The following is a 16,027-nucleotide window of genomic DNA, read 5'->3' as shown; positions in this document are numbered from 1 at the left end:
GGACTGGATTCATCGCTTAAGACCTTCTCTTTCGTTTGCTAAGACCTGCTGGAACCACTGCGTGCCAAGTCGATGGGGCGCGGCGCTCGGTCGCCGCCGCATCACAGGGTCACCCCCTCCTTGAAGATGGCGATATCCCTGTTCCCGGACAGCTCGCTCTTCGTGCGCTTGCCGCTCGCGACGTCGACGACGAGCCTGAAGAGCTCCGCCCCGAGCTCCTCGAGGCCGGCGCCGCCGAGGAGGCGGCCCGCGTCGAAGTCGATCCACCCCGGCTTCCGCTCGGCGAGGGCGGAGGTCGTGGCGATCTTGACGGTCGGCACCGGCGCGCCGAAGGGCGTCCCGCGCCCCGTCGTGAAGAGCACGAGGTGCGCGCCCGCCGCCGACAGCGCCGTCGTCGACACGAGATCATTGCCCGGCCCGGCGACCAGCGTGAGCCCGCGCGCCCTGCGCGGAGCGCCGTACGGGATGACGTCCGCGACCGGCGACGTCCCGGACTTCCGGATGCAGCCGAGGGACTTCTCCTCGAGCGTCGTGATCCCGCCGTCGCGGTTGCCCGGAGACGGGTTCTCGTAGACCTCGTGGCCGTGGCGAAGGAAGTAGCTCTTGAAATCGTTGATGAGCGAGGCCGTCCGCTCGAAGACGAGCGTCGACGAGGCGCGCTCCATCAGGACCGCCTCCGCGCCGAACATCTCGGGCACCTCGGTGAGGAGCGCCGAGCCGCCCGCGGCGACGAGGAGATCCGAGACACATCCTACCGTGGGATTGGCCGTGATTCCAGAGAATGCGTCCGAGCCGCCGCATTTGAGGCCGATGGTCAGCTCGGAGATCGGCAGATCCTCCCGCGTGAACTGGGCGGCATAGGCGCTGAGCTCCTCGAGCAGGCGGAGCGCCGCGCTCCTTTCGTCGGCGACCTCCTGGAGCGCGAGGAACTTGATGCGATCGGGGTCGAACGCGCCGATCTCGGCCTTGAGCGAGTCCAGCGTGTTGTTCTCGCAGCCGAGCGAGAGGACGAGCACGCCCGCGGCGTTCGGGTGGCGCGCGAGCCCGGCCAGGATCTTGCGCGTGTTCGCGAGATCGTCGCCGAGCTGCGAGCACCCGTGAGGATGCGAGAAGGCGAAGGCGCGGGCGCCGAGCTGCGCGCGCGCCTCCGCGGCGATGGACTCGGCGGCTTTGTTGATGCAGCCGACGGTCGGGAGGAGCCAGATCTCGTTGCGGATCCCCACGGATCCGTCGCGGCGCCGGTACCCCTGGAACGTCGCCGGGACGGCCGCGGCGGCGGCCGGGGCGCGCCAGGCTCTGGGCGCCCGGGGCGGCTCGTACGAGAGCGTCCCCTCGAGCTCCGACCGGAGGTTGTGGGTGTGGACCCACGAGCCGACGTCGATCTCGGCGGTCGCGGCGCCGATGGGGTGGCCGTACTTGACCACGGAGGAGCCCCTCGCCATGCGCCTCACGGCGATCTTGTGCCCGCGCGGGATGGGCCCGCGCGCCGTGACCGCCCCGCCCCCGGGCAGCGCGCAGCGCTCGCCCTCCCGGACGCTCTCGAGGGCGACGGCGACGGAGTCGGCCGCGTCGAGCAAGAGGGCGCGTTTGCCGCCGCTCATGACCTGCCCCCCTCGCGCTCGCGCGAAAGCCGGACGACCTCGCGGATCGCGGCGCCCATCCCGAGCGACGTGACGTCGGCGAGCTGCGCTCGCGTCGCGTCGTTCGTGACGGCCTCCCTCGTTCTGCGGCTCGGGCCGAGCGCAACGCTCGTGGTCATGACGCCTCCTGCGGTACATCCCGTGATCGAGGCGGAGCGCGCGCGGGGGCGCCGGCCCAGGAGGGCAGCGGCGCGCCCGCGCGACGGCGCTCCGAGACAGCGTGTCTGGATCCAGGTCAGAACGCCGGGCTCCCCTTGAAGTTCCACTCCACGTTCATGCCGATGAAGTGCTCCCACGAGCGCTGGCTGAACACGTCGTCCTGCGCATAGAGCGCCTTCGCGCCCTCGTCGCGCCGGGTCATGAGCCAGATGAGGCGGAGCTGCGGGCGCTTGAAGTCGCCCTTGCCCGCCACGTTGAGGAACGGCACGAGCCCGAAGCGCACGACGCTCGCGCTGTGGTGGCCGGCCCCGGCGGCCGCGGCCGGCGCCGCGGGATCGGCCGGCGGCGGGACCCGCCCGCGCCGCTGCGCCTGGTACGAGCCCTCGACGGCGATGCCGCCCCAGTCGCGCAGGTAGAAGTGCGGCCGCACGACGAGGATGCCTTCGTCCAGGTCGCTGAAGTCGAAGGTCTCGCTCGCGTTGCGGAACGAGCGCACGTACCCCGAGGCCATCAGGCCGAGCGGCCCTGTCTCGTAGTTGGCGCTCATGGTGACCATGAGCTCGTGCGCGCCGGAGGCGGTGCCGTCCGGCGCGGGCTGGAAGGGAGAGCCGAACTCGCCGTAGGCCGCGAGGCCGCCGGCATACCGGAGGAACAGGTGCAGGTGGCCGTTGTTCACGCCGGTGAACGGGCTGACCTGAGCGCCGATGACGTACCCGGAGTCGCGCGGCAGGTCCTCGTAGACGCCGGCTTCGGCCGTCTCGCGCCGGCCCGAGGGCAGCTGGTGCAGCTCACCGTAGAGGACGCCCTTGACGCCGCCCTTCTCCCCGACCGGCACGGTGTGGCTCGCCTTGAAGCTCGAGATGAGCCGCTGACGATCGAGGATGTTGACGTTCGCCGTGCCGGGCTGGTTGAGCGCCGGCGTGCGCTCGACGGTCTGCAGGTAATACGGCGTGAGCGGCCGGTTGACGCCGGCGTGCACCGCGAAGAACGTGCGCTTCGAGGGCAGATCGTAGCGGACGCCCCCGCCCAGCGTGTTCAGCCAGTCGAGCGGCCAGAAATCGAGCAGCTCGCTGTTGTCGCCGCGGTAGAGGCGCGAGCCCATCCACACGGACAGCCCCTTGAGGCCGAGGTCCCGCTCCTCCACGAAGGCGTTGCGGACCGACATGTTGATGTTCCACGGCCGCGCGTTGTTGTAATGCAGGATCGGCGCGTCCACGACGAGGCGGATGGCGACGCGCGTGGTGGCGCCGGTGGACTCCCAGTAGTCCTGCCGCTCCAGGTCCATCTGGATGTACGTGGACTCGTCGAGGCGCGAGCCTCTCAACACGATGTCGGCGTCGCGCCCCGGTCCCCCGTCGGCGTCCATGGCCGCGACGGCGCGGCCGACGCCGCCGAAGAAGAACCCGCTCTCCGGCACGGTGGGCGGCACCGGCGTCGTGGGCTCTTCCTTGGTCAGCGGCTCTTGGGCCGGGGTCGCGGCCGCCGTCGCGGCCCCCTCGTAGCCAGCCCCCCCGGCCTCGGCGGGCGGAGCCGCGTCCTTTGCGGCCTCCCCTGCGGCCGGCGCCTCCGCCGCAGCCTGCGTCCCCTCGGGTGCCTGGCCCGGCGAGGGCGTCAGCGGCTGTCCGCTCGCGGCCGCGGGAGCGACGCAGAGGGCCGCGCCGAGCAGGGCGCAGACCAGGTGGCGCGCGCTCGCCCATCCTTTCCGGCCCGCGAGGCGGGTGGACGACGCGGCCGCGCTTCCATCGATCGAGCCCGACGCGCACCGCGGACCACGGCGGGCGTCGTAAGCAGGGTGGCAACAAGGATTGATGAGGGGATTCAAGGGTGCGCCGATCTCGTGAGGGGTTGGGGCTGCACCAGCGCAAGGAAGGAGGCTGTCGTCCAGGCGAGCGAAGGCCGACAGCACGCCCTCTGGCCTGCTCGGCGTCCGGAGCGCTTGCAGCGTCCCCACTTGATTGCAAGCGATGAGCCAAGGACGTACAGGCCATTTTCGGCGGCCTCGGCGGGGGCTGCGCTGTCGACGCCGTAAACCGCGGGTTGACACGGGCTACAGCGGTGGTTGACGTGCGCCGAGGCCGGCGCTGTCGCGCGCTGACGGCAGCGAGAGCGCCGGGCTCGATGAGCGTGGGTCTTGAAGAGGGGTTTGTAGCGGCGCCGGAGCGGAGCTCGTCCGGCGCTGCGGGACGGGAGGCGCGGACGTCCTAGTTCCGAGCGTCACAAGTCTGGCCAGGGATCACGAGAGATTTCAACGCAAAGGCGCAAAGGCGCAAAGGCGCAAACCAGAATTTCTTCTGTATTTTTGCGCCTTTGCGCCTTTGCGCCTTTGCGTTGAAATCTCTTCTCTCGCCGTGATCCCTGCCAAGACTTCTCACCGGCGGGACCAGACCGGCCGGCGTTTTGCGCCGCGCGCCGCGCGCCGCGGGCTGGGGACGGGGGCGACGCGTCTCAGGGGTTGAGCTGGGGCGGGAGCGAGGGCGGCGGGTGGGGCGTGACGAGGGTGACGGAGCGCTCCTCCGCGCCCGTCACTCGAGCAGCTGGATCCGCTGGACGAGCATGCCGATCTCCGAGCCGGAGAGGCGGTCGTACATGGGCTGGACCTTGCGGCGGAACGGCAGCTTGTCCGGCGTGTGGACCGTCACCCCGGCCGTCTTCAGCGCCTCGAGGGCGTCCTCGGTGCTCTTCTTCCACGCCTCGCGCTGGAAGGCGGCCGACTCGTCGGCGGACTCCTCGATCCACCGCTGCACCTCCGGGCTCAGCGACTGCCAGATCTTCTGGCTGAACAGGACGATGTCGGGGATGCGCGCGTGCTCGTCGAGCGCGTAGTGCCGGGCGACCTCGAAGTGACGGCTCGTGAAGAGGCTGGGCGGGTTGTTCTCGGCCCCGTCGACCTTCCCCTGCTGGAGCGCGGCGTGCAGCTCGCCGAACGCGATCGGCGCCGGCTCGCCGCCGAGGTGCGCGATCATGTCCATCGCGGTCTTGCTCTGCATCACGCGGATCCTCTTGCCCTTGAGATCCTCGGGGCTCAGGATGGGCGCGTCCTTCGTGTAGAAGCTGCGGCTCCCCGAGTCGTAGTAGCAGAGGCCCCTCACGCCCGCCTTCGCCCCGGCCAGGGCGAGATCCCTGCCCACGTCACCGAAGATCACCTTCCAGTAGTGCTCCTGATCCCGGAAGAGGTAAGGCAGCCCGAAGATCGCCATCTCCGGGACGAAGCCCTCGAGCGCCGCGGTGGAGGTCTTGACCATCGAAAGCTCCCCTCGCTGCACCTGCTCGATGCCCTCGATCTCGCTGCCCAGCTGGCCGTCGGGGAAGATCTGGAGCTCCACGGCGCCGCGGGACCTCCGGTCGAGCTGCCTCGCCATGTACTCCATCGCGAGGTGCACCGGGTGAGATCGATCGAGCACGTGCGATAACCTCAAGACCACCTTCTGCGCGCCGGCGCTCGCGGCGGCGGCCGGTCGCGGCTCGCCCGCGCTGCCCGCGGACGCGGGTCGACTCAGCCGGGAGAAGGCGCCGGAGATGATGAGGGTCCCCAGCAAGCAACCGAGCGCGATGAAGGAGACGGCTTTCTTGTCCATGACGACACTCGCGGGATCGGGGTTGTCGGTGAGGGATGAAGGCCGAACGGCGCGCAGCGCGGCGGCGGAGGCGCGCGGACCATCGATGGCGGGCCGCGGCGCGCAGGCCGCGACGTCGCCCGCGCGCAGGGCCGCGGGGCGCCCGGTAAATGGAACATGGTTCTGCAACGGCTGCGCCAGGTCGCGGGCGGCGGAGATCGTCAGACAGGCTGTCGCGGCGCCGCCCGGAGGGCCGTCAACCTGGAGTTGACTGCGTGGACATGCGGTGTTGCGCGCGCGGCGCGCGGCCGGCGCGGCGCGGTCTCGCCGGCTCCTTGGGGCGCCGGTGGCCCGTCCCGCGCCGCGAGGCGGGCTCCGTCGCGGTCGTCGGGCCTCCCGACGCCCTCTCCACGACGGCGCAGCGCGGAAGCTCACGTCTTGCGTTGCCCGGGGCGCTGAGGTAAGGGGGCGGCAATGAGTGGTCCCGAACTCGGCCGCCTCATCGACGAGGTCGATCGGACGGTCGACGTCCAGTTCGCCGCGGCCGGCGATTTCGATGAGCTGAACCGCCTCTATGCCAGCCTGCTCGGGCGCCGCGGCTCGCTCAACGCGCTGATGAAGCAGCTGCCCGGGGCGGCCCCGGCGGAGCGCAAGGCCCTCGGCCAGCGCCTCAACGCCGTGAAGGGGCGCGTGGAGCGGGCCCGCGAGGAGGCCGCCGCGCGGATCAAGCGGGCGGCGCGCGAGCGCGAGCTGTCGGCCTCGCCGCTCGATATCACGCTGCCTGGCCGGTGGAACACGCCGGGCCGGTCGCACCCGATCATGCGGACGCTCGACGAGATCGTCGACATCTTCGTCGGGCTCGGGTTCGACGTGGCCGAGGGGCCGCAGATCGAGCTCGCGCGCTACAACTTCGACCTCCTCGGGTTCCCGGCGGATCACCCGGCGATGGACATGCACGACACGTTCTACGTGGCCGGCGACGCGGACCAGAACGTGCTGCTCCGGACGCACACGAGCCCGGTGCAGGTGCGCGAGATGCTCTCCCACCCTCCCCCGGTCATGATCGTCGCGCCCGGCGTCGTCTATCGCCGCGACGACGACGCGAGCCACAGCCCCATGTTCGTGCAGATCGAGGGGCTCGTGGTGGACCGCGACGTGTCGCTCGCCGACCTGAAGGGCCTGCTCGAGGTCTACAGCCGGCGGATGTTCGGCGAGCGGACGAAGACGCGCTTCCGGCCGAGCTACTTCCCGTTCACCGAGCCGAGCGCGGAGCTCGACGTGTCCTGCCTCGTCTGTTACGGCGCGAACCGCGCCTGCCCGCAGTGCAAGGGGACTGGCTGGCTGGAGGTGCTCGGGTGCGGCATGGTCCACCCGACGGTGCTGCGGAACGTCGGAATCGACCCGGAGGTCTACACGGGCCTGGCGTTCGGCATCGGCGTGGATCGCACGGCCAACATGAAGTTCGCCGTCGACGACATCCGCGCCTTCTACGAGAACGACGTCCGTTTCCTCGGAAGCCTCTAGACGCTCCCCCCAGCCGCGGCCCGACTCCCATGTTGATATCCTACAAGTGGCTTCAAGAGATCCTCGGCAGCGATCCCGGCGTCGAGGCGGTGACGTCGGCGCTCGGCCGGGGCGGGCTCGAGGTCGACCGCGTGACGCACGTCGGCGCCGCGCTGCGCCCGGTCGTCCTGGCCAGCGTCGTGGCGACGCGGCCGCACCCGAGCAAGAAGGGCCTCACGCTGGTCCGCGTGGACGCGGGCGGCGCGGCGAGCCCGGACATCGAGGTGGTGTGCGGCGCGTCGAACGTCCCCGCCCCGGGCGCCGGGACGTTCGTCTGTTACGCGCCCGTGGGCGCGCAGGTCCTCGATCGCAACGGCGCGCTCGTCACGTTGACCGAGAAGGCGGTCGCGGGCGTCACCTCGGCCGGCATGCTCTGCGCCGAGGACGAGCTCGGGCTCGGATCGAGCCACGAGGGGCTGCTCCTCCTCGAGGGCGGGCGCCCGGGGCAATCGCTGCTCGACTGGGAGCCGCGCCTGGAGGACTGGATCATCGAGCTCAGCGTCACCCCGAACCGGCCCGACGCGCTCGGCCACCTCGGCGTGGCGCGGGACGTGGCCGCGGTGCTCGGCGTGCCGTTCCAGCCGCCCAGCGTGCCCGCGCCGGCGCGGGCGGCCGGCGCCGGCGGTGACGGCGCGCAGGCGGTGCCGGCGGCGGTCGAGGTGCTCGCCAAGGAGCGGTGCCCCCGGTACGCGGGCCAGATCATCGAGGGCGTCCGCGTGGGGCCCTCGCCGCTCTGGGCGCGGGTGCGGCTGAGCCGGCTCGGGGTCCGGCCGATCACGAACATCGTCGACGCGACGAACCTGGTGATGCTCGAGCGCGGGCAGCCGCTGCACGCGTTCGATCTCGACACGTTGCGCCTGCCGATCACGATCCGCACGGCGCGGCCGGGCGAGGCGTTCGTGGCGCTCGACGGGCAGAAGCTGTCGCTCGGCGAGGACGACCTGGTGATCGCCGACGCGGAGCGCGTGGTGGCGCTGGCCGGGGTCATCGGCGGGGCGGACAGCGGCGTGACCGCGACGACGCGCCGGGTGTTCCTCGAGTCGGCGTACTTCGAGCCGCGCGGGATCCGGCGGTCGGCGCGCCGGTACGGCTTCCACACCGAGGCGTCGCACCGCTTCGAGCGGGAGGTGGACCTCTCGGGCATCCCGGCGGCGCGCGACCGCGCGACCGCGGTGATCGGCGAGGTGGCCGGCGGCGCGGCGGCGGGCGAGCCGATCGACGCGTACGTCGCGCCGCGGGCGCCGCGCCGGCTGACGCTGCGGCTGCCGCGTTACCGCCGCATCATCGGGAACGACGCGCCGGAGCGGACGCGTGAGATCCTGGCGACGCTCGGGATCGCGGTGGTGGAGGCCGGGGGCGATCAGCTGCTCGTCGAGGTGCCGGCGCACCGGCCGGATATCGTCGAGGAGATCGACCTCATCGAGGAGGTGGCGCGCGTCGCCGGGTACGACCAGATCCCGAGCCGGCTGCCGCGCGTGGCGGCGGCGCCCGCGGGCGCGCGGGGCGACTACCGGCTGCGGCGGCGGGTGCGGCAGATCTGCACCGGGCTCGGGTTGCACGAGGCGGTGACGTACTCGTTCCTCTCGCCGCAGGAGCTCAAGGCGGCGCGTTACGAGGTCGAGCCGCTCCTCCGGCTGGTCAACCCGCTCTCCGAGGAGAAGTCGGTGATGCGGCCGTCGCTCGTGCCGGGGCTGCTCACGGTCGCGCAGCGCTCGCAGCGGTACAACGTGCCGCGGGTGCGGCTGTTCGAGGTGAGCCAGGTGTTCCTGCCGCGGCAGGGAGGCAGCGGCAGCGCAGACGGCGCCGTCGAGCGGCCGCCGGTAGACGAGCCGACGCGGCTGACGGTGCTGCTGCTGGGGCCGAGGGACAGCTACCTGTCGCCGCCCGAGGACGTCGATTTCTACGACGGCAAGGGCGTGGTCGCGGCGGTGCTGTCGGAGATCGCGGGCAACGCGGCGGTGGGGCTGGATCTGGAGGGAGAGCCGCCGCCGTGGGCGCACCCGAAGAAGGGCGCGCGCGTGACGGTCGAGGGCCGCGCCGTGGGGCACGTGGCGGAGCTCCACCCGGACGTCCGCGACGCGCTGGAGCTGACCAGCGGGGCCGTGGTGGCGGAGATCGACCTGGCGGCGGCGGTGCAGGCGTACCGCGCGCCGGTGGCCGCGAAGCCGAGCCGGTTCCCGGCGATGCGGCACGACGTGGCGCTGCTGCTCTCGCTGGACGTGCCGGCCGGGCAGGTGCTGGAGCTCTTGCGGACGACGGCCGGGGAGTTCTGCGAGAAGGTCGAGCTGTTCGACCGGTACCGCGGGAGCGAGCTGCCGGGCGGGACGCACTCGCTGGCGTTTGCGCTGTGGTTCCGATCGGCGGAGCGGACGTTGACCGACGACGAGGTCGATCGGTGGACGAAGGCGGCGGTGGACGCGGCGAAGGCGCGGTTCGGGGCGCAGCAGCGCTGAGGTGGTCCAGGCGGCACCGCGCCGTGGGGTGGGTCCGCGCGGCGGGGGCGGGCGGGCGGGCGCTCGCGTTTCGGCAAGACTGGGGCGGAGGGGCTCACGCAGAGACCACCGCCCGGCATGTCTCGCTTCGGGCCATGCTGACTGAAACGTTATGGTGCGCGCCACACAAGGCGCGCCTGAGGCGTGGAGCCGACTGAGAGACTATGGCACCTCGCTCGGTGCTCTGGCGCGCCCGCCCGCCCGCCCCCGCCGCGCGGACCCACCCCACGGCGCTGACGTTGGACTCCTGGGAGTGAGAACGCGGGGGGCGTCCGGGGCGATGTGAGGCTCATCCGGGGGGCGCGGGCTCAGCGAGGACCTCCTCGACCGAGGCGGCCGTGGCGGCGCGGAGGATCCAGCGATCGAGCATCGCCGGCTCCCTGCATGCCTCGATGCGCGCGCGGACCTCCGCGCTCACGGCGATGCCGCGCGCGGTGAGGACGGCCAGAAGCGCGGCGATCTTGCCGGATATCTCGCCGGACTTGTGCCCTTGCTCGATACCCTCCTGGCGCGCGACCGTGAGCGCGCCGCGAGCGTCCTGCTCCGCCATCTTCGCGCGCTCGTACACCTCCCACTCCTCCGGCGTGAACGTCGCCGTCCGAGTCACCTCCAGCGCGTCGCGGAACGGAGCCTCGGAGAGCGCCGGCGGGACGACATCCAGGTTCCGGGCCTCGCGGAAGAAGTAAGCCCACTTGTCGACGACCGTCTGCGGCTCGTCGCCCGCCGAGTACTTGGGCAGCTCGAGGAACACGTACTGCACCTGAGGCAGCCCGAGCGCGCCGCTGTGCTGCTCCTGCATCCGCCAGCGGCTCAGCATCGGCACCTTGAGCCCGCCGCCCGCCCTTCGCTCCGGCCAGAGCTCGAAGTCGCAGATCGTCACGCCCACGACGTCACACAGCGCTGGATACGTGTCCGCGCTCCGGAGCTGCATCACGTACGCCTTGCTGGCGTTGTACACGATGCGCTTCTCGATCCCCTCGACCTTGGCCACCTGCATCTCCACCACGAACCGGCGGCCGGACGCGTCCGTACATTTGACGTCCACGATGGAGAGCTTGAGCTCGGGCACGGCGACGTGCTGCTCCAGCGAGAGGTGCTGGACATCGCGGATGCAGTGCGGGCCCTCGAGCTCCAGAAGGTGGTTGAGCAACGCAATGAGCAGCGGCTTGCGCTCCTCGGCGCCAAAGATCCGCTTGAAGACGAAGTCGGTCTTCGGATCGGCGAACGTGGGCAGCACGAGCAGAGCGTAGGACCTGGGGCGGCGGACCGCAACCAACCGCGCGGCGCCGCGGCGAGCGCCCGGCCGGAGCAGATCGGGCAGAAGCAAGGCCTCGGCCTCGGGCAGCAGGCGCACGACACATGGGCCCGGCGACCACGATGGACCGACCCCCGGAGGTGATCCACCGCCTCGCGGCCTCGGTCCACCGCCTCACGGCCTTGGTTTATGGCGTCACGCCCTCACTCTACCGCCTCGCGGGCTCAACCTACCGCCTCACGGCCTCGATCCATCGCCTCACGGCCTCGATCCATCGCCTCACGGCCTCGATCCATCGCCTCGCGGCCGCCCCTGGCGCCCGCGACCCCGGGGGGGCCCCCGGGTCTGAAGCCCTTTTCGCCTCGGACCCCGGGGCTCCCCCCCACCCGCGCCCGCAGCGTGCTCCCACCGCCCTCTCAGGGGACGGCTCCTCGACGTGACGCGTGGCGCTTCGTCGCCACCACGGATCGACAGCAGGCCGCTGGTCTGCCGCCGCGGTATCAGTCGATCCAGGTGGCCTTGGCGGTGCAGCCGTAGGCGTCGAGCGCGCCGGGATGCGAGAGGGGGACGAGCTTCTTCGCCCCCTTCGCGAGCGGCCCGTAGAACGTGCGGGAGTAGGGCCCCGGAGAGCCGTAGTAGTGCGTGACGGTCAACGTGATCTTCGCGTAGTCGGGGACCGCTTCGCTCGAGGTGTTCTTGATCTCGGCGTGCGGGTTGAAGATGCTGGGATAGGTGATCTCGCAGGAGAGGTTCACTTTCCTGGTGATCGTCCCGCCGCCTTCTTCCCCGCCGGGTCCGATGATCGCCTCGGCGCCCTCGCCCACGGCCTCCACGGCGTCGCTCGCGTCGTCGGTCTCGAGGTCGCCGTCGAGCGGCTCGCCGATGCAGCCGACGAAGGTGAAGGACGAGAGGAGCGAGCAGAGGAGCAGGTTCTTCATGTTCATGATGGCATGTCCTTGGATTGGGTGTTCACGCTCGCGAGATCGCGTCTCGGCTGCCTCTCGGGAGTTCGAGTTACCCCCGTGGCCGTCGTCGCTGTCTCGCGGCGTCGCATCCCGATAGAGCAACCGGCGGGCCAGGCTGTCGAGCGCTTCGGGCCGCCGCCCGGCGCGCCCCCGAGCCGCGGAAACCACGGGGTTTGAAGGGGTTCTCGCGCTCAGCCGGCGCCGCCCCGGGGGCCGCCCGCGCGGCGATGGAGGTCGGAGCCACCATGCTGCAGGCGTGGGCCTCCACCAGGTGTCCTCTGGCACGGGAGAGATCCAGCGCGCGGATCCCCTCTCGGGTGCTCACGACGAAGGAGTTGCCTCCGCCGAGCGACAGGGCACCGCGAGCCCGACCGTGACCATCCCCAAGAACGACGTTCCACCTGCGTCTCCACGTGGCGCACGACGCCCGCGGCCTGCCTCGGTGTGTAGTACCCTCGAGCGATGCGGACCCGCTTCGGTGTTGTGGTGATGGTGCTGTCCTCGGCCGCTTGCTCCTCCGGCGCAGGAGATCCCGGCGGAAGCGCGGGCGGCGCCAGCGGGGGCGCGGCGGCGGACTCGGGGGGCGGCGCGCTCTTGCCTGGCTGCCTCACCCCCGCCCCGAGCGAGTGGCCGACGGCGGAGACGACCGGCGTCCCGCCGGGCACGCCGCCGCTCACGCCCATCACCGACACGCTGCACACCGAGCGCGAAGGCCAGGTGTTCGATGCGGTCGAGCTCTCGGGCCGGCTCTACGTGGACCACCCGAACGTGACCATCCGGAGATCGCGCCTGATCGGCGACGAGTATTACGCGGTCTACACGACGATCGAGGACGCGCACCTGACCATCGAGGACTGTGACATCACCGGCGGCCTGCTCCTCACGGACCACAGCGTCGCGCGGCGCAACCACCTGCACGCCGGCGACGGCAAGGACCGCGACGACGGCTTCATCTTCGCCGCGAACCATGTCGTGCTCGAGCACAACCTCATCGACGGGCTCCTCGGCGGCGCGGGGTCGCATATCGACGGCATCCAGGTCATGGGCGGGCAAGACATCGCCATCTGCCACAACTGGATCGACCCGTCGGCGCCCCCGGTCGACGACGGCGGCGTGAACGCCGCGCTCTTCTTCGGCCCTGATTCCGGGCCCATCTCGGACGTGGTGGTGAGCCACAACAGGCTGCTCGGCGGCGGGAGCTGGTACACGCTCCGCCTCAACTGCCACGGCACCATCGACGTGCGCGGAAACCGCTTCGATCGCGAGGTGATGGGCAGCCCGGTCCTGAACAACGGCGACCCGCCCACGACCTGGGAAGACAACACGTTCGACGACGGCACGCCGATCCCGGCGCCGTGATGCGGGAGGAACCGGACGTCGGCGCGGCCGGCCGGGACCTCCACCTGCTGCCGCCCGCCCCCAGGGACTGCTGCGAGATCCTGGCCGTGGCACAGCGGGCGACGTGAGAGGCTCCTCGGGTCAACCACACGCACGGTCATCGTGGCGGCGCGTCCCCTTCGACCCGCGCCTCCAGGCACGTGAGGCGCGACGCGAGGACTCGCTTCGACGAGGAGTACGTCTGTCGCGTGTACTCGAGCGGCTGCTCCAGGCGCGCGACGAGGCTGTCGTCGACCCGCACGCGCAAGGAGAACCAGTCTCCAGAAGCGAGCGTCGCCTCGTCCTCGACCACGGTGCGCACCTGGAGGACCGGGCCGCTCGGCTCGAGCCACGTGAAGAGCGCCCCCGCGGAGAGCTCCCCGTCCAGCGCGAACGCGACGCTGTTCCCCGCGCCCAGGGTGTCGAGCGCCAGCCGGGCCGCGGCGCATCGCGCGGCGTGGCAGGTCTCCACCGTGAGGCTGTCTCCCTGGAGCCGCGCCGGGAGCGCGAGCGTCGCTGTCGCGCCCGACAGGCAGAGATCCCCCATCAGGGGTCCGGGCTTGCTCGTCGCGGGCGCCGGGGCATGATGCGAGTAGAGGAGCACCGCGGGCGCGTCGAGCAGGCGAAGCGCGCTCTCATGGCTGAGATCCTGACGCGAGCGCAGGAACGCGGCGCGATCCTCCGTGACGAGCTGCGAGGCTGGCCTGCCTAGCCGCTCCAGCTCGCGGCGTACGGCAGACACCCGGTCCGCCGCCAGCCGCGCTGCCGCAGCCTCGGAGGGCGCCTCGCCACGGCGGGTCGTCCCCAGCGCGAACAGGTGGGCATCAGGGTAGTTCGCGAGGGCGTTCGCCGCCATCCCGAGCGCGCTCAGGCTCGTGATCCTGGTCGAGCCAGGCTCGAAAGGGACGGACTCCACGAACGTCTGCGACGGCACGCCGAGCACGATGTACGATGGCTGTGCCGCGAGCCCCGGCGCCACCGCTTCCAGGCAGCTCATCCGGGTCGCCGCCGTCCAGCCTGGGACAGGCGCACGCGGCGCGCAGCAGACGCGGCGGTCGGGGTCCATCACCCAGTCGTTCCAGGTGGCCGCGCCGTCCGACGCCGGACAGCGCAGGAGCGGCGGCGCTGCCAGGACGCTGGAGGCGGGGGCCCGGCTCGCCTGCCCCGCCGATCGGCGCTCAGGTGGGCTCGCTGGCGGCGCACCGTCCGAGGGATGGCCCACCTGCGGCGCTGCGGGCTGCGGGCTCCCGCAAGCGGCCAGCGCCAAGAGCGCGGTCACCTCCAGCGCACGGGCGGCTCGCTCCAGGTACACGCGCCACGATACCACGGGTGCCACGGGCGGTCTCGTGCCCCGCGCCGATGCTGGGAGCGCTGGCGCCGACGGACAGCGGGGCCGCGTGTGCGGCGACGACTCGGACCTGCAATGGCTGCTGGTCTGCTGCCGCGGTGTCAGTCGTCGACCCAGGTGGCCCTGGCGGTGCAGCCGTAGGCGTCGAGCGCGCCGGGATGCGAGAGGGGGACGATCTTCTTCGCCCCCTTGGCGAGCGGCCCGTAGAACGTGCGGGTGTAGGGCCCCGGAGAGCCGTAGTAGTGCGTCACGGTCAACGTGATCTTCGCATGGTCGGGCACCGGATAGAACGAGTTGTTCTTGATCTCGGCGCTCACGTTGAACAGGCTGGGATAGGTGAGCTCGCAGGAGAGGCTCACGTTCCTCGTGATCGTGCCGCCGCCTTCCTCCCCGCCGGGGCCGATGATCGCCTCGGCGCCCTCGCCCACGGCCTCCACGGCGTCGATCGCGCCGTCGCCTTCGAGGTCGCCGTCGAGCGGCTCGCCGATGCAGCCGACGAGCGAGAAGGACGAGAGGAGCGAGCACAGGAGCAGGTTCTTCATGTTCATGATGGCATGTCCTTGGATTGGGTGTTCACGCTCGCGAGACCACATCTCGACTGCCTCTCGGGAGTTCGAGTTACCCCCGTGGCCGTCGTCGCTGCCTCGCGGCGTCGCATCCCGATAGAGCAACCGGCGGGCCAGGCCGCCAGGGCGCATCCGGTGGCCGTCCGGCGCGCTCAGGGTCCAAGGAAACTACGGGTTTCGGCGTGTTCTTCGCGCTCGCCGGCGCCGCCCCGGGGCGGGCGCCGGCGGGGCGATGGAGGCGCGAGCCGCCACGCCGACGGCGTGAGCCTCCACCACGTGGTCTCTGGCAAGGGAGGTCTCGCCCCTCGCGACGTCGCGCCGATGAGCCCCTACGCTCCTCGGTCGATCACGGCGCGCGCACCGCAGCGGCAAGGATCCGCGAAGCGAGCCGCTCGCGGCTACGCGGTCCGCGCGCGCACGAACTGCTCGAAGACCAGGAGCGTGACGCTCGTGTCCGCGCCGATCTCTGCGAGGATGCGCTTCACCCGCGGCCCGTCGAGCCCAGCGCTCCCGGCGCCGAGGCGCGGCAGCGCGATCGGGTCGATCCCCGCCTTCGCAGCGAGCTCCACCATCGTCTTCAGGGATCGCGAAAGGGCCGGCAGGGTCGCCTTTTTTGCTTCGCTCTCCTGGATCGCGAGGCAGTAGACCGTGATCGTGCCCTCGCTCCACGTGAAGACCTCCCCGAGCGACGGCCTGCGCTCGGCGCAGCGCTGGGCGTAGGCCTCGGCCATCCGCGGCCACTGCTTCTTGAAGGCGACGGAGACCCCCGCCTCCATGGTCCCGGCGCAGTTGCAACCGAGGGCGTAGGCGCGCACTCCGTCGGTGTGGAGGAGGTCGCCTTTGGTAAAAATCGTCGGCACGGAGGGCACACTACCCGATCCGCGGCGGGGCGGGTGGCTCATCGCGATCGGTCCCGAGGCTGACGCCACGCGGGGCCGCGCGACAATCGTACGGTCGACGCCGCCCGCCCCCGCAGCGCCCCTCTCCAGGCCCGGGATGCCCTGCGCGCCCGCGAAGTAGATCGCTCGGATCATGAAGCCGCCTGAGACGTCGAGATCGGCGGCGGTCATGAAACGGCAGAGTCGTGCTCATCGTTGTCGGCGCTTTT

12 protein-coding genes are annotated in these 16,027 nt (G+C 71.6%); 3 read left to right on the top strand and 9 right to left on the bottom strand.

Going from position 1 to position 16,027, the window contains the following annotated elements:
* Positions 1-101: 101 nt before the first annotated feature.
* From WMF43_RS20000 to WMF43_RS19985, 4 genes are all read right to left on the bottom strand, one after another.
* Positions 102-1,601 carry a UxaA family hydrolase gene (locus WMF43_RS20000; RefSeq protein ID WP_437682362.1) on the bottom strand — a complete coding sequence of 500 codons (1,500 nt, stop codon included), beginning with the start codon at positions 1,599-1,601 and terminating at the stop codon, positions 102-104.
* Positions 1,598-1,759, bottom strand: a complete 162-nt coding sequence (locus WMF43_RS19995; protein WP_437682360.1) for a hypothetical protein — start codon at positions 1,757-1,759, stop codon at positions 1,598-1,600. Before WMF43_RS19995 ends, WMF43_RS20000 begins: the two co-directional genes overlap by 4 nt.
* Before the next feature lie 116 nt (positions 1,760-1,875).
* On the bottom strand, positions 1,876-3,621 hold the full coding sequence (locus WMF43_RS19990; protein ID WP_437682358.1) for a carbohydrate porin: 1,746 nt from the start codon (positions 3,619-3,621) through the stop codon (positions 1,876-1,878).
* A gap of 700 nt (positions 3,622-4,321) precedes the next feature.
* A complete protein-coding gene (locus WMF43_RS19985; RefSeq protein ID WP_437682356.1) occupies positions 4,322-5,374 on the bottom strand; it encodes a TRAP transporter substrate-binding protein in 1,053 nt (350 codons plus the stop codon).
* A gap of 453 nt (positions 5,375-5,827) precedes the next feature.
* Between WMF43_RS19985 and pheS the strand changes: the two genes are divergently transcribed.
* Both pheS and pheT read left to right on the top strand, forming a co-directional pair.
* Positions 5,828-6,877 carry a phenylalanine--tRNA ligase subunit alpha gene (gene pheS / locus WMF43_RS19980; RefSeq protein ID WP_437682355.1) on the top strand — a complete coding sequence of 350 codons (1,050 nt, stop codon included), beginning with the start codon at positions 5,828-5,830 and terminating at the stop codon, positions 6,875-6,877.
* Between the two features lie 29 nt (positions 6,878-6,906).
* Positions 6,907-9,369 carry a phenylalanine--tRNA ligase subunit beta gene (pheT, locus tag WMF43_RS19975; RefSeq protein WP_437682354.1) on the top strand — a complete coding sequence of 821 codons (2,463 nt, stop codon included), beginning with the start codon at positions 6,907-6,909 and terminating at the stop codon, positions 9,367-9,369.
* Positions 9,370-9,697: 328 nt separating this feature from the next.
* On the opposite strand, the gene WMF43_RS19970 is transcribed toward pheT, so the two are convergent.
* Positions 9,698-10,762, bottom strand: coding sequence for an Rpn family recombination-promoting nuclease/putative transposase (locus tag WMF43_RS19970; protein ID WP_437682353.1), 1,065 nt, complete (start codon positions 10,760-10,762; stop codon positions 9,698-9,700).
* Positions 10,763-11,163: 401 nt separating this feature from the next.
* Positions 11,164-11,607, bottom strand: coding sequence for a hypothetical protein (locus tag WMF43_RS19965; RefSeq protein WP_437682352.1), 444 nt, complete (start codon positions 11,605-11,607; stop codon positions 11,164-11,166).
* Positions 11,608-12,090: 483 nt separating this feature from the next.
* On the opposite strand from WMF43_RS19965, the gene WMF43_RS19960 reads away from it, so the two are divergent.
* A complete protein-coding gene (locus WMF43_RS19960; RefSeq protein ID WP_437682350.1) occupies positions 12,091-12,987 on the top strand; it encodes a right-handed parallel beta-helix repeat-containing protein in 897 nt (298 codons plus the stop codon).
* Between the two features lie 136 nt (positions 12,988-13,123).
* On the opposite strand, the gene WMF43_RS19955 is transcribed toward WMF43_RS19960, so the two are convergent.
* The 3 genes from WMF43_RS19955 to WMF43_RS19945 form a co-directional block, all read right to left on the bottom strand.
* Positions 13,124-14,002 carry a hypothetical protein gene (locus WMF43_RS19955; RefSeq protein WP_437682349.1) on the bottom strand — a complete coding sequence of 293 codons (879 nt, stop codon included), beginning with the start codon at positions 14,000-14,002 and terminating at the stop codon, positions 13,124-13,126.
* Between the two features lie 452 nt (positions 14,003-14,454).
* On the bottom strand, positions 14,455-14,901 hold the full coding sequence (locus WMF43_RS19950; RefSeq protein WP_437682347.1) for a hypothetical protein: 447 nt from the start codon (positions 14,899-14,901) through the stop codon (positions 14,455-14,457).
* Between the two features lie 416 nt (positions 14,902-15,317).
* Positions 15,318-15,779 carry a macro domain-containing protein gene (locus tag WMF43_RS19945; RefSeq protein ID WP_437682346.1) on the bottom strand — a complete coding sequence of 154 codons (462 nt, stop codon included), beginning with the start codon at positions 15,777-15,779 and terminating at the stop codon, positions 15,318-15,320.
* Positions 15,780-16,027: the final 248 nt, after the last annotated feature.

Origin of the sequence: Sorangium sp. So ce131 (genome assembly GCF_051519095.1) — a bacterium.
Classification (GTDB): domain Bacteria; phylum Myxococcota_A; class Polyangia; order Polyangiales; family Polyangiaceae; genus Sorangium.
This window is presented reverse-complemented; position numbering and strand designations above follow the sequence as displayed.